This window comes from Paraburkholderia phytofirmans PsJN, from assembly GCF_000020125.1.
In the GTDB taxonomy this organism is placed as follows: Bacteria; Pseudomonadota; Gammaproteobacteria; order Burkholderiales; family Burkholderiaceae; genus Paraburkholderia; species Paraburkholderia phytofirmans.
The window spans coordinates 1,471,277-1,491,239 of record NC_010676.1; the positions used below are offsets into that span (position 1 = coordinate 1,471,277).

General features: G+C 63.5%; 17 protein-coding genes. 9 read left to right on the plus strand and 8 right to left on the minus strand.

The genetic code is table 11. The features are described 5' to 3' along the window. Positions 1 to 79: 79 nt before the first annotated feature. Both BPHYT_RS26300 and BPHYT_RS26305 read right to left on the minus strand, forming a co-directional pair. A complete protein-coding gene (locus BPHYT_RS26300; RefSeq protein WP_012427159.1) occupies positions 80 to 1,756 on the minus strand; it encodes an ATP-dependent DNA ligase in 1,677 nt (558 codons plus the stop codon). Next, positions 1,753 to 2,901 (minus strand): ligase-associated DNA damage response exonuclease, encoded by a 1,149-nt coding sequence (locus BPHYT_RS26305; protein WP_012427160.1) that lies wholly within the window; start codon positions 2,899 to 2,901, stop codon positions 1,753 to 1,755. The genes BPHYT_RS26300 and BPHYT_RS26305 overlap by 4 nt, the downstream gene beginning before the upstream one ends. A gap of 234 nt (positions 2,902 to 3,135) precedes the next feature. On the opposite strand from BPHYT_RS26305, the gene BPHYT_RS26310 reads away from it, so the two are divergent. From BPHYT_RS26310 to BPHYT_RS26330, 5 genes are all read left to right on the plus strand, one after another. Further along, positions 3,136 to 4,038, plus strand: a complete 903-nt coding sequence (locus tag BPHYT_RS26310) for a YihY/virulence factor BrkB family protein (RefSeq protein WP_012427161.1) — start codon at positions 3,136 to 3,138, stop codon at positions 4,036 to 4,038. Positions 4,039 to 4,173: 135 nt separating this feature from the next. Then, a complete protein-coding gene (locus tag BPHYT_RS26315; protein ID WP_012427162.1) occupies positions 4,174 to 4,977 on the plus strand; it encodes an alpha/beta fold hydrolase in 804 nt (267 codons plus the stop codon). A gap of 4 nt (positions 4,978 to 4,981) precedes the next feature. Further along, the gene (locus BPHYT_RS26320) at positions 4,982 to 7,312 is read left to right on the plus strand and encodes a hybrid sensor histidine kinase/response regulator (protein WP_012427163.1); all 2,331 of its coding nucleotides are present in this window, start codon (positions 4,982 to 4,984) and stop codon (positions 7,310 to 7,312) included. Between the two features lie 121 nt (positions 7,313 to 7,433). Then, a complete protein-coding gene (gene zapE / locus BPHYT_RS26325; protein WP_012427164.1) occupies positions 7,434 to 8,537 on the plus strand; it encodes a cell division protein ZapE in 1,104 nt (367 codons plus the stop codon). Positions 8,538 to 8,745: 208 nt separating this feature from the next. Next, the gene (locus BPHYT_RS26330; protein WP_012427165.1) at positions 8,746 to 9,831 is read left to right on the plus strand and encodes a hypothetical protein; all 1,086 of its coding nucleotides are present in this window, start codon (positions 8,746 to 8,748) and stop codon (positions 9,829 to 9,831) included. A gap of 116 nt (positions 9,832 to 9,947) precedes the next feature. Here BPHYT_RS26330 and tkt read toward each other — a convergent pair whose 3' ends face one another. From tkt to BPHYT_RS26345, 4 genes are all read right to left on the minus strand, one after another. Then, a complete protein-coding gene (gene tkt / locus BPHYT_RS26335; protein ID WP_012427166.1) occupies positions 9,948 to 12,032 on the minus strand; it encodes a transketolase in 2,085 nt (694 codons plus the stop codon). Between the two features lie 261 nt (positions 12,033 to 12,293). Then, complete coding sequence (locus BPHYT_RS26340) at positions 12,294 to 12,839, minus strand: cupin domain-containing protein (RefSeq protein WP_012427167.1); 546 nt, start codon at positions 12,837 to 12,839, stop codon at positions 12,294 to 12,296. A gap of 258 nt (positions 12,840 to 13,097) precedes the next feature. Next, complete coding sequence (locus tag BPHYT_RS38795) at positions 13,098 to 13,268, minus strand: hypothetical protein (RefSeq protein WP_012427168.1); 171 nt, start codon at positions 13,266 to 13,268, stop codon at positions 13,098 to 13,100. Between the two features lie 52 nt (positions 13,269 to 13,320). Next, entirely contained in the window at positions 13,321 to 13,581 is a 261-nt protein-coding gene (locus BPHYT_RS26345) for a hypothetical protein (RefSeq protein ID WP_012427169.1), read from the minus strand. A gap of 155 nt (positions 13,582 to 13,736) precedes the next feature. Between BPHYT_RS26345 and BPHYT_RS26350 the strand changes: the two genes are divergently transcribed. Next, a complete protein-coding gene (locus BPHYT_RS26350) occupies positions 13,737 to 13,973 on the plus strand; it encodes a hypothetical protein (RefSeq protein ID WP_012427170.1) in 237 nt (78 codons plus the stop codon). Positions 13,974 to 14,024: 51 nt separating this feature from the next. Here BPHYT_RS26350 and BPHYT_RS26355 read toward each other — a convergent pair whose 3' ends face one another. Beyond that, entirely contained in the window at positions 14,025 to 14,270 is a 246-nt protein-coding gene (locus BPHYT_RS26355; RefSeq protein ID WP_012427171.1) for a DUF6723 family protein, read from the minus strand. Positions 14,271 to 14,475: 205 nt separating this feature from the next. Between BPHYT_RS26355 and BPHYT_RS26360 the strand changes: the two genes are divergently transcribed. Together BPHYT_RS26360 and BPHYT_RS26365 are read left to right on the plus strand one after the other, a co-directional pair. Continuing rightward, positions 14,476 to 14,667 (plus strand): hypothetical protein, encoded by a 192-nt coding sequence (locus BPHYT_RS26360; protein WP_238535751.1) that lies wholly within the window; start codon positions 14,476 to 14,478, stop codon positions 14,665 to 14,667. Positions 14,668 to 14,827: 160 nt separating this feature from the next. After that, on the plus strand, positions 14,828 to 17,194 hold the full coding sequence (locus BPHYT_RS26365; protein ID WP_012427173.1) for an FdhF/YdeP family oxidoreductase: 2,367 nt from the start codon (positions 14,828 to 14,830) through the stop codon (positions 17,192 to 17,194). Positions 17,195 to 17,324: 130 nt separating this feature from the next. Here the strand turns inward: BPHYT_RS26365 and BPHYT_RS26370 are convergent, their stop codons facing one another. Further along, positions 17,325 to 18,410 (minus strand): porin, encoded by a 1,086-nt coding sequence (locus tag BPHYT_RS26370; RefSeq protein ID WP_012427174.1) that lies wholly within the window; start codon positions 18,408 to 18,410, stop codon positions 17,325 to 17,327. Between the two features lie 321 nt (positions 18,411 to 18,731). Here BPHYT_RS26370 and BPHYT_RS26375 point away from each other — a divergent pair, with 321 nt between their 5' ends. Further along, complete coding sequence (locus BPHYT_RS26375) at positions 18,732 to 19,961, plus strand: AAA family ATPase (protein ID WP_012427175.1); 1,230 nt, start codon at positions 18,732 to 18,734, stop codon at positions 19,959 to 19,961. The last annotated feature ends 2 nt before the right edge of the window (positions 19,962 to 19,963 follow it).

Genomic DNA, 19,963 nt, shown 5'->3' on the forward strand with positions numbered 1-19,963 from the left:
ACCTCATCACCTTAGCTCAGGCAATAAAATGCCGCTGACTAAAAACCCTGCACCTTTTTAGGGATTTGTACTCAGCGGGTTATCCCGCACGATCGTCGATGAAGCCCTTTAGCATCGCCAACGTATCGGCGTCGTCGATATGTTTATCGGTCCGCCAGCGCAGCATGCGCGGAAAACGCACCGCTACGCCGGACTTATGACGGGGACTCGCCTGAATGCCTTCGAAGCCAATTTCGAAGACCAGCGTGGGCGTGACGCTGCGCACGGGGCCAAATTTTTCGATCGTGGTCTTGCGCACGATCGCGTCCACCTGGCGCATTTCTTCGTCGGTTAGACCGGAATAAGCTTTCGCGAACGGCACCAACGTGCGTACGCCGTTCGCCTCGTCCCATACCGCGAAAGTGAAATCGGTGTAGAGACTTGCACGGCGGCCGTGGCCGCGTTGTGCGTAGAGCAACACCGCATCGATTGCATACGGATCGATCTTCCATTTCCACCACGTGCCGGAGGCTTTGGTGCGGCCCACGCCGTACATCGATTCGCGTTGCTTGACCATGAGCCCTTCCACGCCACGCGCGCGGCTCTCGTCACGTAACGCAGCAAGCGCCTGCCAGTCCACTGCATCAACCAGTGGCGACACGCGCAGCAGATCTTGCGCGAGCGTGCCTTCGATTGAAACAGCCAGCGCCTCCAGTCGTGCGCGCCGCTCGACGAGCGGCGTCATGCGCAGGTCCTGGCCGCGCGCTTCGAGCAAATCGTAGGCAAGCAGCGTAGCCGGCGAATCGGCGAGGATTTTTTTAGTCAGCGTTTTGCGGGCAATGCGCGGTTGCAAGCGCGCGAACGGCAATGGCGCCATGTCGCCGCGTTCCCACGCGAGAATTTCTCCGTCGACCACGAAACCATCCGGCAAGGCCTCACCCAACGCCGCTACTTCTGGGAAGCGATCCGTGATCAGATCCTCGCCGCGTGACCATAGCCAGACACGCCCGCCACGTTTGACGAGTTGCGCGCGAATCCCATCCCACTTCCATTCGATCTGCCATTGCGACGGATCGCCGAGCGTCGCCGGATCGGCTTGCAATGGATGCGCGAGAAAGAACGGATACGGCAGGCCGAGGTCGCTCTCGTGTGGATGATCTCCGGCCTGCGTCTCATCGCCTGTTGCCTCCGGTGCGATCAAACGCAGATAGCGCGCGGCATCGGGCTTCTGCTGCGAGTCGGTCCAACCGACCATGCGCTGCGCGATCCGCTTATGATCGACACCCGCGACTTCCGCGAGCGCCCTCACCACCAGTTGCCGCGCAACGCCCACCCGAAACCCGCCGCCGATCAGTTTGGTCAGCAGGAAACGGCCGCCCCAATCGAGTTCGTCCCAGTAGCTGAGCAAACGCGTGCGCAACTCTTCCGGCGACACGCCACGCAGAGTGAGCACGCGTTGCTCGATCCATTGCGTGAGACCCAATTCCGAACTGCGTTGCGCGGGCGGCAGGATATGGGCGATGGTTTCGGCCAGATCGCCCACTGCGTGATAAGACTCTTCGAATAACCATGCGGGCAAGCCGGCACGCTCGCGGGCGATCTCGGTCAGCAGACGCGTCGGCACCGATTGGCGCGGTTTGCCGCCGGCGAGAAAATACGACGCCCACGCGGCGTCTTCCGGTTCGGCCACGGCGAAGTAGCTGGTAAGCGCTTCGAGTTTGTCGTGCGTGGACGTGGTTGCGTCGAGCGCAGTGTAGAGGGCGGCGAAGCGTTTCATACGCGGCTCGACGGGTTGGCCGCGGCTGTGTCATCAGTGGAGGCATCGCGCTCGGCGGCCTGCGCGAACTCGTGCGGCACACTGCCAGTCGCGGCGGTTTCATCCGCGCCCGCGGCATCGGCTTCGACTGTATCGTCGCCGTATTGCGTTTCAAATGCGCCCGCCTCGAGGCCTTGCTCGCGCAACCATCGCACCATCGGTTCCACCGAACCGTGCGTGACGATCACGCGTTCGGCGCCCGTCGCCTGAATGGCCGTTTGCAGGCTGGGCCAATCGGCGTGATCCGACAGTACGAAGCCACGGTCGACACCGCGTCTGCGACGCGCGCCGCGCAGACGCATCCAGCCTGACGCGAACGCATCGCTATAGTCGCCAAAGCGCTTGAGCCATGCGCTGCCTTGAGCGGACGGCGGCGCCACGATCAATGCCTGGCGGAACGCCGCCTTGTCCTTGACCGGTATCTCGCTCACGGGCCGCACCGGCGGCAACTGCACGCCGGCGTCGCGATACGCGCGATTGAGCGGCTCCACGGCGCCGTGACAGAAAATCGGCCCAATGCCCGCATCGACACTCGCGAGCACGCGCTGCGCCTTGCCGAACGAATAGCAAAACAGTACGGAAGCGCGTCCTTCGGCTGCGTTATGACGCCACCACGAATCGACGCCGTCGAAGATGGTTTGCGGCGCGTCCCACCGGTAGATCGGCAGGCCGAAGGTCGACTCGGTAATGAAGGTGTCGCAGCGAACCGGCTCGAAGGCATCGCAGGTCGGGTCGGGGTCGAGCTTGTAGTCGCCCGAGGCGACCCACACGCGACCGCGATGCTCGATCCGCACTTGCGCGGAGCCGAGCACATGCCCTGCGGGATGCAGCGACACGGTGGTGCCGTTGAGATCGAGGCGCTCGCCATACGCCAGGGTTTGCAATGATATGCCGGGCAAACGCGACAGCAGCACATTGGCCCCTGCTTGCGAAGCGAGGTAGTGCCGGTGCCCAAAGCGCGCGTGGTCGGAATGGGCATGCGTGATCACCGCGCGTTCGACGGGACGCCACGGATCGATATAGAAGTCGCCAGTCGGACAATACAATCCCTCCGGCCGCGCCACCACGAGGTCCGCGAGATCTGATGCGTCAGAGGCTATAGTCAATGCTGGTTCCGATGAAAAGCGGGCGTGGTGCAGCAGGCGGATGCAACCGCGTGCCACCTCGATACAGCCGCCAAGCAAACTGCATTCCTGGCACCTGCCAGTCACTCGGAATACCGAAGACAAACGGCAAGGTGAGCGTGGCTGTATTCTTGCTTGAGTATGCACGAGCAACAAGGCAAGCGCATCGGCAAGGCCAGCAGTCCGGCAGGCCAGCCACGCGCGCTGAGAGGTCCCATGCAAACCATCATCGATGACCACGCGTTATATGTGGCGAAGCATCCCGGTGCATTCGCGCTGCAAACCTTGAAGGCATTTCGCGCCAACCAGGGGCTGCTGCTTGCGGGCGCGGTAGCGTATTACGCGCTGTTGTCGATCGTACCGCTCATGATCCTGATCGTGATTGCCCTGTCGCGCTTTGTGCCACAGCATGTGTTGCTCGCCGCGCTTGCGCATCTGTTGCAATGGCTGGTGCCGGGCCAGTCGAATGCGCTGGTGCACGAGCTGGCCAATTTTCTCTCGCATCGCGCGGTGATCGGCTGGGTCCTGCTGCTGACGATGATCTTCTTCAGTTCGCTCGCTTTCACCGTGCTCGAGAACGCGATGTCGCTGATTTTCGTCCACCGCGTGGTGGTTCGGCGGCGGCACTTCCTGCTCTCGGCGATGCTGCCGTATTGCTACATTCTGTGTCTCGGCGTCGGCATCCTGATCGTCACCTTCGTCTCGAGCGGACTCGAAGCGATCGGCGCCGAAGGCATCGATCTGTTCGGCCTGCATGTTTCGTTGCAGGGACTCTCGCGTGTCGTGTTGTATTTGCTCGGCCTCGCGGGCGAGGTCTTCGTGCTGACCTCGATCTATCTGGTGATGCCGGTCGGTCGTCCTTCGCTCAAACATGCGCTGTTCGGCGGCGTGGTCGCCGCCGTGTTGTGGGAGATCACGCGGCATGTGCTGGTCTGGTACTTCGCTACGCTCTCGCAGGTCAGCGTGGTGTATGGGTCGCTGACCATGGCCATCGTCATCCTGTTCAGCCTGGAATGGCTTGCGACCTTGCTGCTGCTCGGGGCGCAAGTGATTTCGCAATACGAACGCTTCGGGCTCGAGCCGCTTCAGGCGCCGCAGCCTGACATAAAGACCACTTGAGCGCTCGCCGCGATGCGCGTTATTGGCCGGCAACGAGGTCTCGCGGCAAGACTGCTGTAACATTCCGTTGAATACCGGCCGAGGCGCACGCCTGGCATAACCGCCGCTTCGACCCGGCAGGCTTCAGGACCCACGATGAGCATCACCCAGCGCAACAACCTACAGATTTCCGGCAACGGCAAACGCACCATGGTGCTGGCGCACGGCTTCGGTTGCGATCAAAGCATGTGGCGCTTGCTTGCACCGTCGTTTCATGACGAATACCGCACCGTGCTGTTCGATCACGTCGGCAGCGGCTCGTCGGATCTGAGCGCCTACGACATCGACAAATACGACTCGCTGTACGGCTACGCCAGCGACCTGATCGAGATCATCCGTGAAGTTGCCGAGGGCCCGGTAGTGTTCGTCGGTCACTCGGTCAGCGCGATGATCGGGCTGATCGCGAGCCTCAAGGCGCCACAGCTTTTCTCCGCGCTGATCATGGTGGGGCCGTCGCCGTGTTACGTGAACGACGGCGACTACGTCGGCGGCTTTTCGCGCGAAGACATCGAAGATCTGCTGCGCACGCTCGAAAGCAACTACCTCGGCTGGTCGAGCACCATGGCGCCGGCCATCATGGGCGCGCCGGAGCAACCGGAGCTTGGCGTCGAACTGACCAACAGTTTCTGCCGCACCGATCCCGAGATCGCGCGGCAATTCGCGCGTGTCACGTTTCTCTCCGACCATCGCGCGATACTCTCGCGCACCACCACGCCCACGCTGATTCTGCAATGTAGCGACGACATCATCGCGCCGCGCGTGGTCGGCGAATACCTGCACCGCATGATCCCTGGCAGCACGCTGCATATCATCGAGAACATCGGCCATTGTCCGCATCTGAGTTCACCGAGCGCGAGCGCGGACGCGATGAACGCCTTTCTCGGGCAGATGAGCCTGTAGCACGATGCACAACACGGACCGCCCGCTGCCCTCAGCCGATGCGTTGTTCGAGCACGCCGCTTGCGGCCTGCTCGTCACCGATGCCGACGGCCGCATCCTGCGCGTGAACGCGACCTTCTGCGGCTGGCTCGGCTATGAGAGCGCGGAACTTACCGGGGCGAGGCATATCCAGGATCTGCTGAGCGCCGGCGGCAAGGTGTTCTATCAAACGCACTGGGCGCCGCTTCTGCAAATGCAGGGTTCAGTGGCCGAGGTCAAGCTGAACATGGCGCATCGCGACGGCCACATGGTGCCGATGCTGCTCAACGCGGTGCGCCACTGTCATGGCGACGTGACTTACCTCGAAGTAGCGGTGCTGATCGTCGCCGACCGTCATAAGTACGAGCAGGAGCTGCTGCTCGCGCGGCGCAATGCCGAGGCGTCCGTGGCCGCGCATCAGCGCGCGCAGCGCGAACTGCAGGAAAGCCGCGACGTGCTGAGTCTCGCCATGCGCGGCGCGCGCATGGGCGCGTGGTCGCACGAGCCGAAATCGGGCAAGTTCTGGTGGAGCCGCGAACTCGAAGCGCTCGCAGGCTACGCCGAAGGCCGTTTTGCCGACACGCCCGGCGGCTTTTTCGAACTGATTCATCCAGGCGATCTGATCGCGCTGAACGAGGCAGTGGACCACGCGGTGGAAAGCGGCGACGACTATGTCGCCGAGTTCCGCTTTCTGCACGCGAGCGGCGACTGGTGCTGGATGGAAGGCCGCGGGCGCGCCACTTACGACCGCCACGGCGAGCCGCTGACGATCTACGGCCTCGGCATCGACATCACCGAACGCAAGGAAGCGCAGACGGTCCTGCTGCGTCAGGCGGCAATCTTCGAGCACCTGAGCGACGCGATTGTGATCACCGATCTGCGCGGCAATATCACCGACTTCAACGTGGGCGGCGAACGCATGCTGGGTTATCGCATGCGCGAGATTCTCGGCAAGCCGGTCGCGCTCTTCCTCCCGCCGGAAGAGACACTGAACATTCGCCGCGAAGCACTTGCCGCCCTCGCCGCCGAAGGCACCTGGCGCGGCGAATTGCCATTCGTGCGGCGCGACGGTTCGCGCGGCGTGTGCGAGACCGTGATCAAGCCGCTCGCCAACGCGCGCGGCGATATCTACGGCGCGGTCAGCATCAATCGCGACATTACCGGCCGCCGGCATGCCGAACAGCAACTCACGCGGCTGAATCTCGAACTCTCGAAGGCCGATCGCCGCAAGGACGAATTCCTCGCCACGCTCGCACACGAACTGCGCAATCCGCTCGCGCCGATGCGCAACGTGCTCGAGATTCTGCGCCTGAAGGAATTCGCCGATCCGCAGTTAAGCTGGTCGCGCGACGTGTTCGACCGGCAACTCCAGCACATGACGCATCTGGTCGACGACCTGCTGGAAGTCTCGCGTATCACGCAGGGCAAGCTGGAGTTGCGCAAACAACGTCTTGAACTGGCGCGTGCGATGCAGTCGGCCATGGAAGCCGCGCGGCCGACCGTGCAGGCCTCGTCGCACCATCTGAGCGTGACGCTGCCCCGCGAGCCGCTCTATCTGGTCGCCGATCCCACGCGCCTGTCGCAAATGATCCTGAATCTGCTGAACAACGCCGCCAAGTACACGCCGCCCGGCGGCACCATTTCACTCGCGGCGGAACGCGACGGCGACGAGGCGGTGATCGTCGTGCGCGATTCCGGCATCGGCATTCCGGCCGAGCATCTGAACAGCGTGTTCGAAATGTTCTCGCAACTCGCGCCGGCGTTGGACCGCTCGCAAGGCGGACTCGGCATCGGCCTCGCGCTGGTGCGCGGCCTCGCGGAACTGCATGGCGGCACGGTTGCGGCCTTCAGTGACGGTCCCGGCAAAGGCAGCGAATTCGTGATCCGGCTGCCGGTGACGAAAGCCGCAATGCAGCCGTCCGATAGCGCGCCGGTCGAGGTGCCGCACGCGGGCGGCCTGCGAGTCGTGATCGTCGACGACAATGCGGACGCCGCCGAAAGCCTCGCGATGGTGCTCGGACTCGAAGGCCATGAGGTGCGCACGGCCGGCGACGGTCTTGCCGGTCTCGAACTGATTGGCGCATTCGAGCCGCAGGCGGTGATACTCGACATCGGCTTGCCGCAACTGAACGGCTATGAAGTGGCGCGGCGGATTCGCCAGGATTATCCGGACGCGGGCATTGTGCTGATCGCCGTCACCGGCTGGGGCCAGCAACAGGACAAGCAGACGGCTCTCGCCGCGGGCTTCGACCATCACTTCACGAAGCCGGTCGATCCAGGCGAGTTGCAGCGGGTGTTGAGCCGGCAGCGGGTATGAGCGATGAACGCGCCTTGTTAAACTGACGCGATTTTCGCCCACCGCCCTTCCTTTATGTTTATCGACACCGCCGCCCTCCTCACTTGCGAAACCATTTCGCCACGCACCGGCACGCCTGCCCATGCTTGACGACGCTCAGGTCACGCGCACCCTGGCTTCGCGCGGCATCGTGCCCGACGCGAGCCAGCGCGAAGCGATCGCCGCGCTCGTCACATTGCTCGACGCGAGCGGACAGCGCGCGAGTTCCGATCCGACACCGCAGCATCAGGGCGTGTATTGCTATGGGCTGCCCGGGCGCGGCAAGAGTCTGGTGGTCGATACGGTGTTCGAGCTGGCAACCTGCCGCAAGCGGCGTCTGCATTTCCACGAATTTCTGCGTGAGATGAACCGGCGGCTCGTGAGCGAGCCGCGCGGCGACGACCGGCTCGGCTCGGTGTCGCGGCAATGGCTCGACGGTATCGAACTGCTGTGCTTCGACGAATTCCATGTGCACGATATCGCCGACGCATTCCTGATGGGCCGCTTTCTCGATACCGCGATCGGTCTCGGCACACGTATCGTGCTCACCTCGAACTACGCGCCGGAAGGCCTGCTGTCAGACCCGGAGTTTCACGAGCGTTTTCTGCCGACCATCGAACAGATCGAGCGCTGCTTCACCGTGATTCATTTCGACGGCGCGCGCGACTACCGTTTCGGCGGCGAAGAAGCGCAAGTGCCGCATTTCTTCGCGCCGCTCGATGCCGCCACCCGGGAAACCTTGCTGCGGATTTTCGTGCGCTATGAAGGCAGCGAAACGCTGGATCCGGTCACGGTGAACGCGGCCGGCCGCCCGCTTGCCGCACGCGCGGCGGGTGCGGCCTTGCTGTGGGCGGACTTCGAGAATCTGTGCGTGGCGAGCCGCTCGCATCTCGACTATCTGGATCTGGCCGAGCAGTGGCATGGTCTGATCCTCGACAATCTGCGCACGGAGTGGCTGAGCACGTCCCACACACTGCAACGGCTGATCTGGCTGGTCGATATCTTCTACGACCGCAAGCGTGCGCTGTTCATCGCGTCCGATGAACCGATCGAGGCGGCACTCAGCGGTTTGGAAGGCGCGCACGATCTGTCGCGCACGCTGAGCCGCCTAGCCGAAATGCAATCGCGCGCCTATCGCAACACGCTCGACGGAATGCGCGACGTTTCAGCGGACACGCCCGCAAATGCGCTGGACGGTTCCGCGTAAGCCTGACGACCAGGGGCGCGTTTTCTGCAAATCTTGCAAATCAATCGCAAATCCTGCGCGCCTCTGCGGATCGCCGTCATCGAGCAAAGGCCGCTATTTATAGGACGAAACGATAAAAAGCGGCCACGCGGCGCAGTTCGGGAATAGGGCCTGCTACCGCCGTTGCGGGCCCATTCTTCAGCGGATAACGCACCGCTCTTCCCGTTCCATGATCAGAACCGCTTCTGTTGCCGCGGCATTGTGCGCGGCCTGCCTCACTTCCGCTTGCGTGCATATCGGACCATCCCGCCTCAAAGCCGACCAGGTCGACTATGCGCGCGCCCTCGGCGATGCGAAGAAACGCGAGATTCTGGCGGCCGTGGTCGGGTTGCGTTACGGCGACGCGCCCGCGTTCCTGACGGTCAGCAGCATCATCGCCGCCTATACGTTCGATGCCACCGCGGGCGCCACGGCCAACGTCGGCTCCGGCAGTCAGCCGAACTACGCGCTCGCCACCGGCGGCGCGTCCTATTCGAATCACCCCACCTTCACCTTCACGCCGACCACGGGCGAAGCCTTTGCTTCGGCCTACATTCGCCCGCTTGCGCCGTCGCTGGTCTTGCCGCTTGCCGAAGGCGGCATTCCGATCGATCTGTTGTTGCGCATCACCGCGCAATCAGTGGGCGGCTTGCAGAACGGCAACGCCCTCGGCGGCGAAAACAGCGCGGGCGCGCCCGGGTTCTTCGAATTGCTGCAAGCGCTACGGCGTCTGCAACTGGCCGGCGAACTTAACGTCGAGTCGCGTCAGGCGGACGGCAAAAGCGGCGCGATGAGCGTGTATCTGGTGATGGGCGCGACCACCAGCGGCGAGTCGCCGGCCACGGCGGCCGATCTTGCGCGCGTGCGCAAACTGCTGCATCTGTCGTCGAACACAAGGACGTATGAGATCGTCTACGGGCCGTCTTCGGCATCGCAAAAGGGCGACAGGATTCCGATGGTGACACGCTCGGTGCTCGGTATCCTTTCCGATCTCGGCGCTCAGGTGCAGGTGCCGGTCGAGCGTATCAGCGATGGCTCGACCAAGCCGACCGTCGGCCTGATCGGCGGCGAGACGCGGCCGACCATCATCGTGCATTCGGGCAAGACTCCGCCTGATAATGCTTACGTGATGATCGCCTATGGACCGTCGACGTATTGGGTCGATCGCAACGACTTCGACTCGAAATATGCCTTTACGGTCGTGCAGAATCTGATGGCGCTGGCCGAGGCCGACACAAGCAGCAAGGCGCCGGTGGTGACGATCCCGGCGAATTGATCGCGCGATGGCAGCGGCCAGCGGATGTGCGGGTTCGCGGATTTGCCGGGTGGCGTAAAAAAACCGGCGGCTCTCATCGAGCCGCCGGTTTTTCATTAAGCACCTTTTCGCACCTTTTATTCTGGGCTGCGCTTCGACTTCACCCGCTCGATCTGCTGCTTCGCCGCCTCATACACATGCTCAGGCGTGAAGCCGAACTTCTTCTTCAGATCGGCGAGCGGCGCGGACGCGCCGAACGTATGCATTACCACCTGCGCGCCGAGGCGGCCCACATAGCGGTCCCAGCCAAGCGAGGCAGCCTGCTCGACGGCGACACGCGCGTGCACGTCCGACGGCAACACCGATTCCTGATACGCCTCGTCCTGGCGCTCGAAGATGTCCCACGACGGCATCGACACCACTCGCGCCGCGATGCCCTCGCCCTTGAGCTTCTCGTACACGTCGACGCACACCGAGAGTTCGCTGCCTGTCGCCATCAGGATCACTTGCGGCTTCTGTCCGTCGGCTGCATCGGCGAGCACATAAGCGCCCTTCCGCGTGCCGCTGGCGGCGGCATAGCGGCTGCGGTCCAAGGTGGGCAACGCCTGGCGCGACACCACGATGCACGACGGCCGCCGCGGATCCGACAGCGCCGCACGCCAGGCCTCGGCGACTTCGTTGGCATCGCCCGGGCGCAGCACGGTGAGCCCCGGCACGCCGCGTAGCGAAGCCAGTTGCTCGATCGGCTGATGGGTCGGACCGTCTTCGCCCACGCCGATCGAATCGTGCGTGAACACGAAGATGGACGGCACTTCCATGATGGCCGAGAGGCGGATCGGCGGCTTCATGTAGTCGCTGAAAATCAGGAACGTGGAGCCGAAGGGACGCAGATTCGACAGCGCGAGGCCGTTCACCGCCGCGCCCATCGCGTGTTCGCGAATGCCGAAGTGCAGATTGCAGCCGCCGTAGCTATCGTGCTCGAAGCTGCCCGCGCCCTCGAATTTCAGGTTGGTTTTGGTGGACGGCGAGAGATCGGCGGCGCCGCCGATCATCCACGGCACGCGCGCGGCAATCGCGTTGAGCACCTTGCCCGACGAATCGCGTGACGCGACGCCCTTCGGGTCGGCATCGAACGTGGGGATGTCGCTGTCCCAGCCCGCCGGCAATTCGTGTGCTTCCATCTGCGCGAATTCACGCGCGAGTTCCGGGTACTTCTTGTTGTAGGCGTCGTACTGCGCCTGCCACGCCTCGCGCGCCGCCTTGCCGCGCGCGCCGATGCCCGCCGCGAAGCGCTCGTGCACGCCGTCGGGCACATAGAAGAATTTGTCCTCGGGCCAGCCGTACGCCTTCTTGGTGAGCGCCACTTCATCGACGCCGAGCGCTTCGCCGTGCGCCGACGACGTGTCCTGCTTGTGCGGCGAGCCCCAGCCGATAATGCTATGCGCGACGATCAGCGTCGGCCTGTCGGTAATGCTTTTCGCCTCGACGATAGCGGCTTCGAGCGCGGCGGCGTCGTTGGCGTCGTTCACGCGCAGCGTATGCCAGTTGTAGCCGCGGAACCGGGTTTCCACGTCGTCGCTGTACGCGAGGTCCGTGTGGCCTTCGATCGTCACGCGGTTGCTGTCGTAGATCCAGATCAGATTGGACAGTTTCAGATGCCCGGCGAGCGAGGCCGCTTCATGCGAGATGCCTTCCATCATGTCGCCGTCGCCGCATAGCGCGTAGACGCGATGGTCGAAGAGCTGCGCATCCGGCTTGTTGAAGTGGCTCTCGCACCAGCGCCCCGCCATCGCCATGCCGACGCTGTTGCCGAGTCCCTGGCCGAGCGGGCCGGTGGTGGTCTCGACGCCGGTAGTCATGCGGTACTCGGGGTGCCCCGGCGTATTGCTGTCGATCTGACGGAAATGCTCGATGTCGTTCAGCGAGACGGCGGGCGCGCCGGTGGGCCTGCCCGCGTCGTCCACGGCTTTCACATTGGCCAGATGCAGCAGCGAATACAGCAGCATCGACGCATGCCCCGCCGAGAGCACGAAACGGTCGCGGTTCGGCCACAACGGCTCGTCGGGATCGTACACAAGATGGTTTTGCCACAGATGATAGGCCACAGGTGCCAGTGCCATCGGCGTGCCGGGGTGACCGGAATTGGCCTTTTGCACAGCGTCCATCGACAGCGTGCGGATCGTGTTGATACACAGCTGATCGAGGGCGGGATCGTTTTGCATGGGACACTCCTTGTTCGGCGGTTGAAGAGAAAGCCGGAACGCACCGTGTCGGCGCACCGGCGAACCGTGTTACGTGGAAGAACGCATGAGGAACCGCTGCGAGGCTCAACGATGATGCGCCGATGCGCGCAAATCTGCACGGAGCGTTACACGCGGCATGGGGGCGGGCTTGCAGCGGGAAACGGATCTTTCAGCGGGCTTGCGATTTGGAATCCGTCCGGATCGGCGCGGACACGCAAAAGAAAACGGCGCGCGCCTGCATCAAGCCGCGCGCAGCCAATGCTCGACCAGCGGACCTTGCTTGCCGTCGATCGGATCCAGCGGCGGAAAAGGCAGTGCCTCCATGGCCGCGAGTTCGTCCGGCGTCAGCGCCTCGCGGCGGATGTCCCACTGCTGGCCCTCCGGATAGCCGGCGACGACCTGGAAATGCCGCGCGAACGATTGCAGGCAGTGGCCAGTGCCGGCCGGCAGCAGGATCGCATCGCCGGCGGATAGCGTCACCACTCTGCCGCCTGGACCGCCGATGATCACCTGCGCGGAGCCATCCGTCACGCCAAGTATTTCATGCGCTGTGGCGTGGAAATGGTGATAGTCGAAAATGCCGTCGCGCCACTGCGGCGGCCATGCATTGCCTTCGAAAAGGAGTTCGAAGGCGGCCGCGAGGTCGCCGCTCTCCGGCAAGAGCGCGCGCCGGTAGATCACGACAGGCAGGTGGCGATTATTCGGCACCCAGTCGTGCGGCTTGAGCATGAAGGCTTCGTACTCGGTTTTCGCGGCGTCGAATCCATGCTTTGAATCGTTGAACATGGTTTGCTCCTTGGCGTCCTGAAGATCGCAGTGCTCCGTTGAAGCCGGCGTCGAAGACACTCTGCTCGTCGGCTCGGGCGTTCTTTTCAGGGCCGCATGAAGCGCGCCCGCCCTGGCATCCGCTTCTTTTCTGGCGTGTTTGTACGCGCTGCCGTGACGATGGACGAATTTTGCAAACATATGAGGTATTGATCGCTGGTTACGCCGGCTCGCATGGCATCGCCGCGACGGTCGAGGGCCGCGCAAGCCGGATATGGGTCAGCCGCCGCCGATGCCTTGCAGCACCTTGCCCGTGCCGCCGCACATCGCGCATTGTTTGCCGTCCACCGTGCCGGTGCCGCGACACGTGGCGCACGTGTCTTCGCCGACGCCGGGTGCATCGGGCGATGCTTCGTCGCCGGGATTCAGCGGTTCGTTTTCGTGTTGCATGAATCTCTCCCTCCAGTTCCTGGCTTCTAGTTTCAAGCCAGCGTACGCCGCTTCATTCCTTGTGCTGCGATTCACGTCCGCCGCCTCCGGGCGGCTCCGCATGCGTGTCGGTGCCGAGGGGCACTTCGGCGGTTTGTGCCGGGCGCTCGTTCGAGCGCGGCGGATTGGTCGCTTTATCGACGCCGGTCTGCTCGACAGGCTCGATGCCAAGCGGGCTGGGTTCGATATAGTGCGCGCCGCTCGGCTTGTTGCGCTGTTTGACCTCGTCCGTGACCAACGCGTCCAGCTCGTCCTGCGATTTGATGTTCTGCATGTGGCTCTCCTCGTGAACTCGAATACAGGTTCGATGCAGCAACATCCGGTCCCTCTCCGTCAACTCGTTCATTTCACGTGAACGGCCGGCTGGGCACGGCCGTTGCGGAAAATGCGCTGAAGCTCTGGACCGACATTTGTAAAAAGGAGATCCTCATGACGATGACGACGATTCGCGTGTCCGATACCGAAGTGCAAGTCGAACGCACTTTGTACACATTCGCGCAAAAGAACGACGCGGATGCATTCCAGCGCTGCCTCGCCGATTCTTCGATCGACAGTTGCTACCGCACCCATCCGCCACTCTCGGCGCAACCGACCCTGCCTGACGCACAACCCGACGACCCCGCCCGCGGCAGCACGATTTCTCCGTCGCTCGGCGGCATGCCATAAGTCAATCGGTCTCTCCGGCGGCGCGCTTACGCCGCCAGTCGGCACATACTCTCACTTCTCAGGGCTCGCACGATCCGCGGCCACGATCTCCCGGCCATAGTCGATTGCGGCGCGGCGCGCTTCGTCGGCGGTCGCGTAGGGCCCGATTTCGGGCGCGCCATCGAATGGAAACAGAATTTTTCGATCTGCTTTTCTGACGACCTTCAGTCCACCTACGTAACGGCCGTCGCCTGTTCCGTGATAGCTGGCGTAAATCTCGAAGTTGTCGTCGGCAACGTCGGCCTTATGTCGCGCCATTTGTCTTTCCCTTATCCCTGCACTTCAGTGCGTCATGTTCCGTGTGATATCGCGGCGCCTACCACCGCTGTGGCGTACGCGCTTGCGATGGTCGAGCAATAGCTGTTCCACACGGCGCGCCCGCGTTGCGGGCGGCTCGCGCCAGTGGCATGCCGGTTGCGGTTTGATGGTGACGCACACGCAGCACACCACGGAGACGATGACAATGACGAACACGCGTTGCATGCCGGGTCTGCATCCGCACACCCCGATGCCGCCGGAAATCGACCCCGACGCGCCGCACCCGACGAGCGATCCCGATCCATCGCCACCGCCTGACGATGTCCCGCCGAATGATCCGGATCGTGCGCCCGAAGGCGATCCGCCTGCCAGGCCGCCGCCGGTCAGCGCCGCGTGATCCTGTCCAACACGCTTGTCCAACGCGCATGCCCAACACGGTCGAACACAGCGAAGGCTCGGCGGGATGGTTGTAAGCACAAATTAATCCAGTGGTCCGGTAATTGCGGACGTCTCGGTTAAAGCGGTGCGCAAGCACCGGCAACCCGCCAGGAGTCAACATGAGCACCGATCACACCGTCGACAGCGCGCCCGGAAGTGGAGCGAAAGAGACATCCGGCACGCCTGACAGCGAACCCATCAAGCCATATCGCAACGCCGCCGGGGGCTGGGGCTCGGTGAAAGCGGTCGCGTCGATCCTCGTGCAGGAACACGTGACGCTGAACGGCAGCCGCATTCTGGCCAAGCAGAACAAGCCCGACGGCTTCGCGTGCGTGAGTTGCTCGTGGGCCAAACCCGCGGACCCGCATCTTTTCGAATTCTGTGAGAACGGCGCGAAGGCGACCGCGTGGGAAATCACCAGCAAACGCGTCGACGCGGACTTCTTCGCCAACCATACGCTGAGCGAATTGCGCGCATGGAGCGGCCTGGAACTCGAATCGCGCGGCCGGCTGACCACGCCGATGCGCTGGGATTCCGCCACCGACCGCTACGTGCCGACCACCTGGCAACATGCGTTCACCGAAATCGCGAGCGAACTGCAAGCACTAGATCCGAACGAAGCGGTGTTCTACGCGTCGGGCCGCGCGTCGCTGGAAACGTCGTACATGTATGCCTTGCTGGCGCGCCTGTACGGCACCAACAATCTGCCGGACAGTTCGAACATGTGTCACGAAAGCACTTCGGTCGGCCTGCCCAAGACGATCGGCGTGCCGGTCGGAACCGTGCAACTCGAAGATTTCGAGCACACCGACTGCATGCTGTTCTTCGGCCACAACACCGGCACCAACGCGCCGCGCATGCTGCATCAGTTGCAGGATGCACGCAAACGCGGCGTGGAGATCATCACCTTTAATCCGCTCAAGGAACGCGGGCTCGTCACCTTCGCGAATCCGCAGTCGCCGCTCGACATGCTCACCCCGGCCGACACGCGGATCAGCACGCAATATCATCAGGTCAAGATCGGCGGCGACGCGGCGGCGATTGCCGGGCTCTGCAAGCTGCTGATCGAGTGGGACGACGACGCGCAGCGTAACGGCGAGCCACGCGTGCTCGACGCCGCCTTCATCGCGCAGCATACGCACGGCTTCGACGAATTCGCCGAGGCGATGCGCGCCACGTCATGGCAAGAGATCGAGCGCCACTCGGACCTCAGCCGCGCCGCGCTCGAAAACGCGGCACGTGTCTACGCAAAAGCGAATGCCGCGATGGTTCTCTACGGGATGGGCATCACCCAGCATCGCAGCGGCGTGCACAACGTGCAGATGCTCTCGAACCTGCTGCTTCTACGCGGCAATATCGGCCGGCCGGGCGCGGGCATCTGCCCGATTCGCGGCCATTCGAACGTGCAGGGGCAGCGCACGGTCGGCATCACGGAAAAGCCTGAACTCGCGCCGCTCGACAAGCTGAAGGAACTCTACGGCTTCGAGCCGCCGCGCAATAAAGGCATGACCACGGTCGAAGCCTGCCGCGGCGTGCTCGACGGCAAAGTCAAAGCGTTCATCGGCCTGGGCGGCAATTTTCAGGTGGCGATTCCCGATCACCACGTGATGGACCCCGCGTGGCAGCGTCTGCGGCTCACGGTGCAGATCGCCACCAAACTCAATCGCAGCCATCTGCTGCATGGCGAGGTCGCGTATCTGCTGCCCTGCCTTGGGCGCATCGAGATCGACCGTCAGGCGAGCGGCGAGCAATGGGTCAGTGTGGAGGACAGCACGGCCTGCGTGCACGGCTCGCACGGGCTCGCCGAGCCGGCCGGCGACATGCTGCTGTCGGAACCCGCCATTGTCGCCGGTCTTGCAAAGGCGCTGCTGCCGCGTAATCCGAAGATCGACTGGGATGCCTGGGTCGACGACTACTCGTTGGTGCGCGACGCGATCGAACGCACCTATCCGGATCAGTTCAAGGACTTCAACCGGCGCTTCAGGGAACCCGGCGGGTTTCACCGGCCCCTCGCGGCTTGCGAGCGCAAATGGAAGACGGAAAGCGGCAAGGCGAATTTCATCGTGCCCGAGACGCTCGACGAAGACGCCGACATGCCGTCGCGAGGCCCCGACGTGCTGCGCCTGATGACGGCCCGCGGCGACAGCCAGTTCAACACCACCGTCTACGGTCTCGACGACCGCTTCCGCGGCGTGTACGGCAGCCGCAACGTGCTGCTCATGCATCAGGACGACATGACGCAGCGCGGCTTCGCGGAGGGCGATGCGGTGTGCATCTCCACCGTCTCGAACGACGGCGTGACGCGCGAAGTCGACGGCATGCATGTCCACGCGTTCGACATTCCGCCCGGCTGCATCATGGGCTACTACCCGGAATGCAATCGCCTGATTCCCCTCTCGCATCACGCGGAATCGAGTCAGGTGCCGGCGTCGAAGTCGATTCCGGTGCGCTTGCGCAAGTCGGTGAGCGAGGATCTGGCAGTTTAAGAATGCACGAAGAGCGCACCGGCGTGAACCGGGGCGCCCCTTGTGGCACGCCGAGCCACCTCTCGCTACCCGCGTCTAGCCGACCGCGTCTAACCGACCGTGTCTAGCCGACCGCGTCTAGCCGACCGCGTCAGAACTGATGCAGCATCCCGACATACGCGCCGGTCTGCGATTCGCCCACCAGCGGACTCGTTTTGCTGGTCGCATCGCGCGGCGATGCTTCCAGCGAGAAATTCGAGTTGCTGCCATTGCGCACATAGCCCACCGTGCCGTACAGGAAGGTGCGCTTCGACAGGTTGTAGGTGGTGCCGAGCACGTACATCATCGCGTGGCCGGAGGGGTCGTGCGCGGCATCGCCCGAGCCGTCGCCGACCTTCACGTAGAAGCCGCCCGCCGTCATGGCCCAGCGCGGCAGGAAGTTATAGGTGGCGCCGAGCCAGTAGTGATCGGCCGAGTCGGCGACGCCGACCGGGGAGTCAGGCGCCGAGTAATGCGTGTAGGCGCCCTGTATCTTCACCGAGTCGAAATGCACGTTCACGCCGGCGAAATATTCGCGCGATGCCTGGAAGATGTTGCTGAAGCGGCCGTTGCTGTCGCGCAGTTCGTCGTAGATGCCGCGCACGTCGAAGAGCGGCGAGTGATAGGTCAGCATGATGCCGTCCGAGCGGCCGAACTCGCCGGCCGCACCGCTGTTGAAAGCGCCCGCCTGATTGCCGAACGCATATTGCGCCTGCACGTCGAATCCCCAAAACACCGGGCTGTGATACTCGACGTTGTTGCTGGTTTGCTGCCAGTTGCGCCCACGCACGAGCGAGGCCGACGAAAACGCCTGCTGCACGAACGGATCGAATTCCCATACGCCGTCGCTGTCGATAAACAGATTGCGGCCGGCCTGCAACGTGCCCCACTGCTCACTCTTCAAACCGGCGAACGCGCGCCGCGACCAGAGCCGCCCGCCGCTCGTCGTACCGTTCATGACCTGCAAGCCGGTTTCGAGGTTGAAGATCGCATTGAGGCCGCCGCCCAGATCTTCGTTGCCTTTGAGGCCGAGCATGCTGGTGCCCCAGTCGCCGCCTTCCGCGCTCCAGCGGCTCGAACTGCCGCCCGCGCCATTATTGATGTGATTCAGGTATTCGAGGCCCGCGTCGAGACGGCCATATAAGCTCACGCTGGTTTGACCATAGGCCAGCGGACTTGCCACGGCGAGGGCCGCCATTAATTTTGTAGGTAGTCTCATTGTTTTGCCGTCAATTTTTTTGCGTCGCGATGCGGGCCAAAGCAGACTCCGGTTGCTTTCAAACACGATCGGCCAGAAAGATGTTGGGGAAACCGCAGCGCCAGGTCCGACCAACTATAGGCGACAGGCGCTTCATGGCCTATTCGATTGACGCAATAAATATTTGCCTGGCATGCGCTCGACAAAGCCCGCTTGCCAATGAAACGGGAACACCGAAAGGCACTCAAGATAAGATAGTCGGTCATTCGGCCTCAGCCAAATTGCAATGCATGATTCGTTATTGACTATTCAACATCTGCCATGAACGCGCCCGAACTGACCGAAGACGAAAACCTTGGCCTTTACCAACGCGCAACGGAGAACGGCGCGGAATGGTGGCGCGTCAGCGTGGCCGACCGGCCGGAAAACTATCGGCTCGAACATGGCGTCGACAATGGCGGCGGCCTTGGCGCGGTCGATATCGATCTCGTGGTCGACGCGGAAAATCTGCGCGCCAAGCTGAAGAAATGGCGCCGCGAAGGCTTCGCGATGGATACGGCCAACGCCGCGAGCGATCAGTCCCCAGCCGGCCGCGTCGCCTTCATGCCGGAGTTGCAGCGCGCGGCGGCGCAGGCTTCGGCGGCGAAACATCGGCAGCCGGAAGGCACCGGCGAGACCGTGCGCATCGGTCATGTGGAGGTGCCGTGTGGCGTCGGCAATCCGCTCGTGCCGCGCATCAATCCGGCCTATCTCTTCTCCGAGCGCTTCAACGACATTGTCGAAGACATCGTCGAGAACCGGCGCGTGATGCTGATCGGTCACACCGGCGCCGGCAAGACCAGCCTGATCGAACAGGTCGCGGCGCGTTCGCGCCACGGCGTGCTGCGCTCCAACATGAACGGGCAGACCACCGTCGGCGACTTCGTCGGCTTCTGGACCGTCAAGGGCGGCGAGACGCTGTGGGTCGACGGCGTGCTGCCCACGGCCATGCGCGAGGGGCTCTGGCTGATCGTCGACGAAATCGACTTTGCCGAACCGTCGATTCTCGCCGCCCTCACCGCCGTGCTCGAACCGCACGGCCGTCTCGTGCTGAAGGAAAAAGGCAACGAGATCGTCGCGCCGCATCCGGCTTTCCGCCTGTTCGCCACGGCGAATGCGGTCGGCGCGATGAGCCAGTTCCGGCATCTGTATCAGGGCGCCAATCTGATGAACGAGGCGTTTCTGGATCGCTGGCGCGTGTATCTGCTCGACTATCTGACGCCCGCCGAAGAAGCCGACGTGCTGATCGCCACCCTCGCCCCGCATATGACGCGCGCGCTCGCCACCACGCTCGCCGCGATTGCCGCCGACTGCCGCGCCGCGTTCGCGCGCGAGGATCTCTCGAGTGCATTCTCTACCCGGCGGCTGCTCGACTGGGCCGAACTGATGCTGCGCACGGGCGATCCCGAACGCGCCGCCGGACCGGCCATCTACGCGAAGGTGAGCCCGGAAGACGCCGCGTTGATTCGCGGCATCGTCCGTCATCACATCGCGCCGGCCCCGCAAGCGTGAGC

What these genes read in the sequence shown, in the direction of transcription:
- BPHYT_RS26300 (WP_012427159.1), bottom strand. Translation starts at nt 1,756, where the DNA reads ATGAAACGCTTCGCCGCCCTCTACACTGCGCTCGACGCAACCACGTCC.
- BPHYT_RS26310 (WP_012427161.1), top strand. Translation starts at nt 3,136, where the DNA reads ATGCAAACCATCATCGATGACCACGCGTTATATGTGGCGAAGCATCCC.
- BPHYT_RS26315 (WP_012427162.1), top strand. Translation starts at nt 4,174, where the DNA reads ATGAGCATCACCCAGCGCAACAACCTACAGATTTCCGGCAACGGCAAA.
- BPHYT_RS26320 (WP_012427163.1), top strand. Translation starts at nt 4,982, where the DNA reads ATGCACAACACGGACCGCCCGCTGCCCTCAGCCGATGCGTTGTTCGAG.
- zapE (WP_012427164.1), top strand. Translation starts at nt 7,434, where the DNA reads ATGCTTGACGACGCTCAGGTCACGCGCACCCTGGCTTCGCGCGGCATC.
- BPHYT_RS26330 (WP_012427165.1), top strand. Translation starts at nt 8,746, where the DNA reads ATGATCAGAACCGCTTCTGTTGCCGCGGCATTGTGCGCGGCCTGCCTC.
- tkt (WP_012427166.1), bottom strand. Translation starts at nt 12,032, where the DNA reads ATGCAAAACGATCCCGCCCTCGATCAGCTGTGTATCAACACGATCCGC.
- BPHYT_RS26340 (WP_012427167.1), bottom strand. Translation starts at nt 12,839, where the DNA reads ATGTTCAACGATTCAAAGCATGGATTCGACGCCGCGAAAACCGAGTAC.
- BPHYT_RS38795 (WP_012427168.1), bottom strand. Translation starts at nt 13,268, where the DNA reads ATGCAACACGAAAACGAACCGCTGAATCCCGGCGACGAAGCATCGCCC.
- BPHYT_RS26345 (WP_012427169.1), bottom strand. Translation starts at nt 13,581, where the DNA reads ATGCAGAACATCAAATCGCAGGACGAGCTGGACGCGTTGGTCACGGAC.
- BPHYT_RS26350 (WP_012427170.1), top strand. Translation starts at nt 13,737, where the DNA reads ATGACGATGACGACGATTCGCGTGTCCGATACCGAAGTGCAAGTCGAA.
- BPHYT_RS26355 (WP_012427171.1), bottom strand. Translation starts at nt 14,270, where the DNA reads ATGGCGCGACATAAGGCCGACGTTGCCGACGACAACTTCGAGATTTAC.
- BPHYT_RS26360 (WP_238535751.1), top strand. Translation starts at nt 14,476, where the DNA reads ATGACGAACACGCGTTGCATGCCGGGTCTGCATCCGCACACCCCGATG.
- BPHYT_RS26365 (WP_012427173.1), top strand. Translation starts at nt 14,828, where the DNA reads ATGAGCACCGATCACACCGTCGACAGCGCGCCCGGAAGTGGAGCGAAA.
- BPHYT_RS26370 (WP_012427174.1), bottom strand. Translation starts at nt 18,410, where the DNA reads ATGGCGGCCCTCGCCGTGGCAAGTCCGCTGGCCTATGGTCAAACCAGC.
- BPHYT_RS26375 (WP_012427175.1), top strand. Translation starts at nt 18,732, where the DNA reads ATGAACGCGCCCGAACTGACCGAAGACGAAAACCTTGGCCTTTACCAA.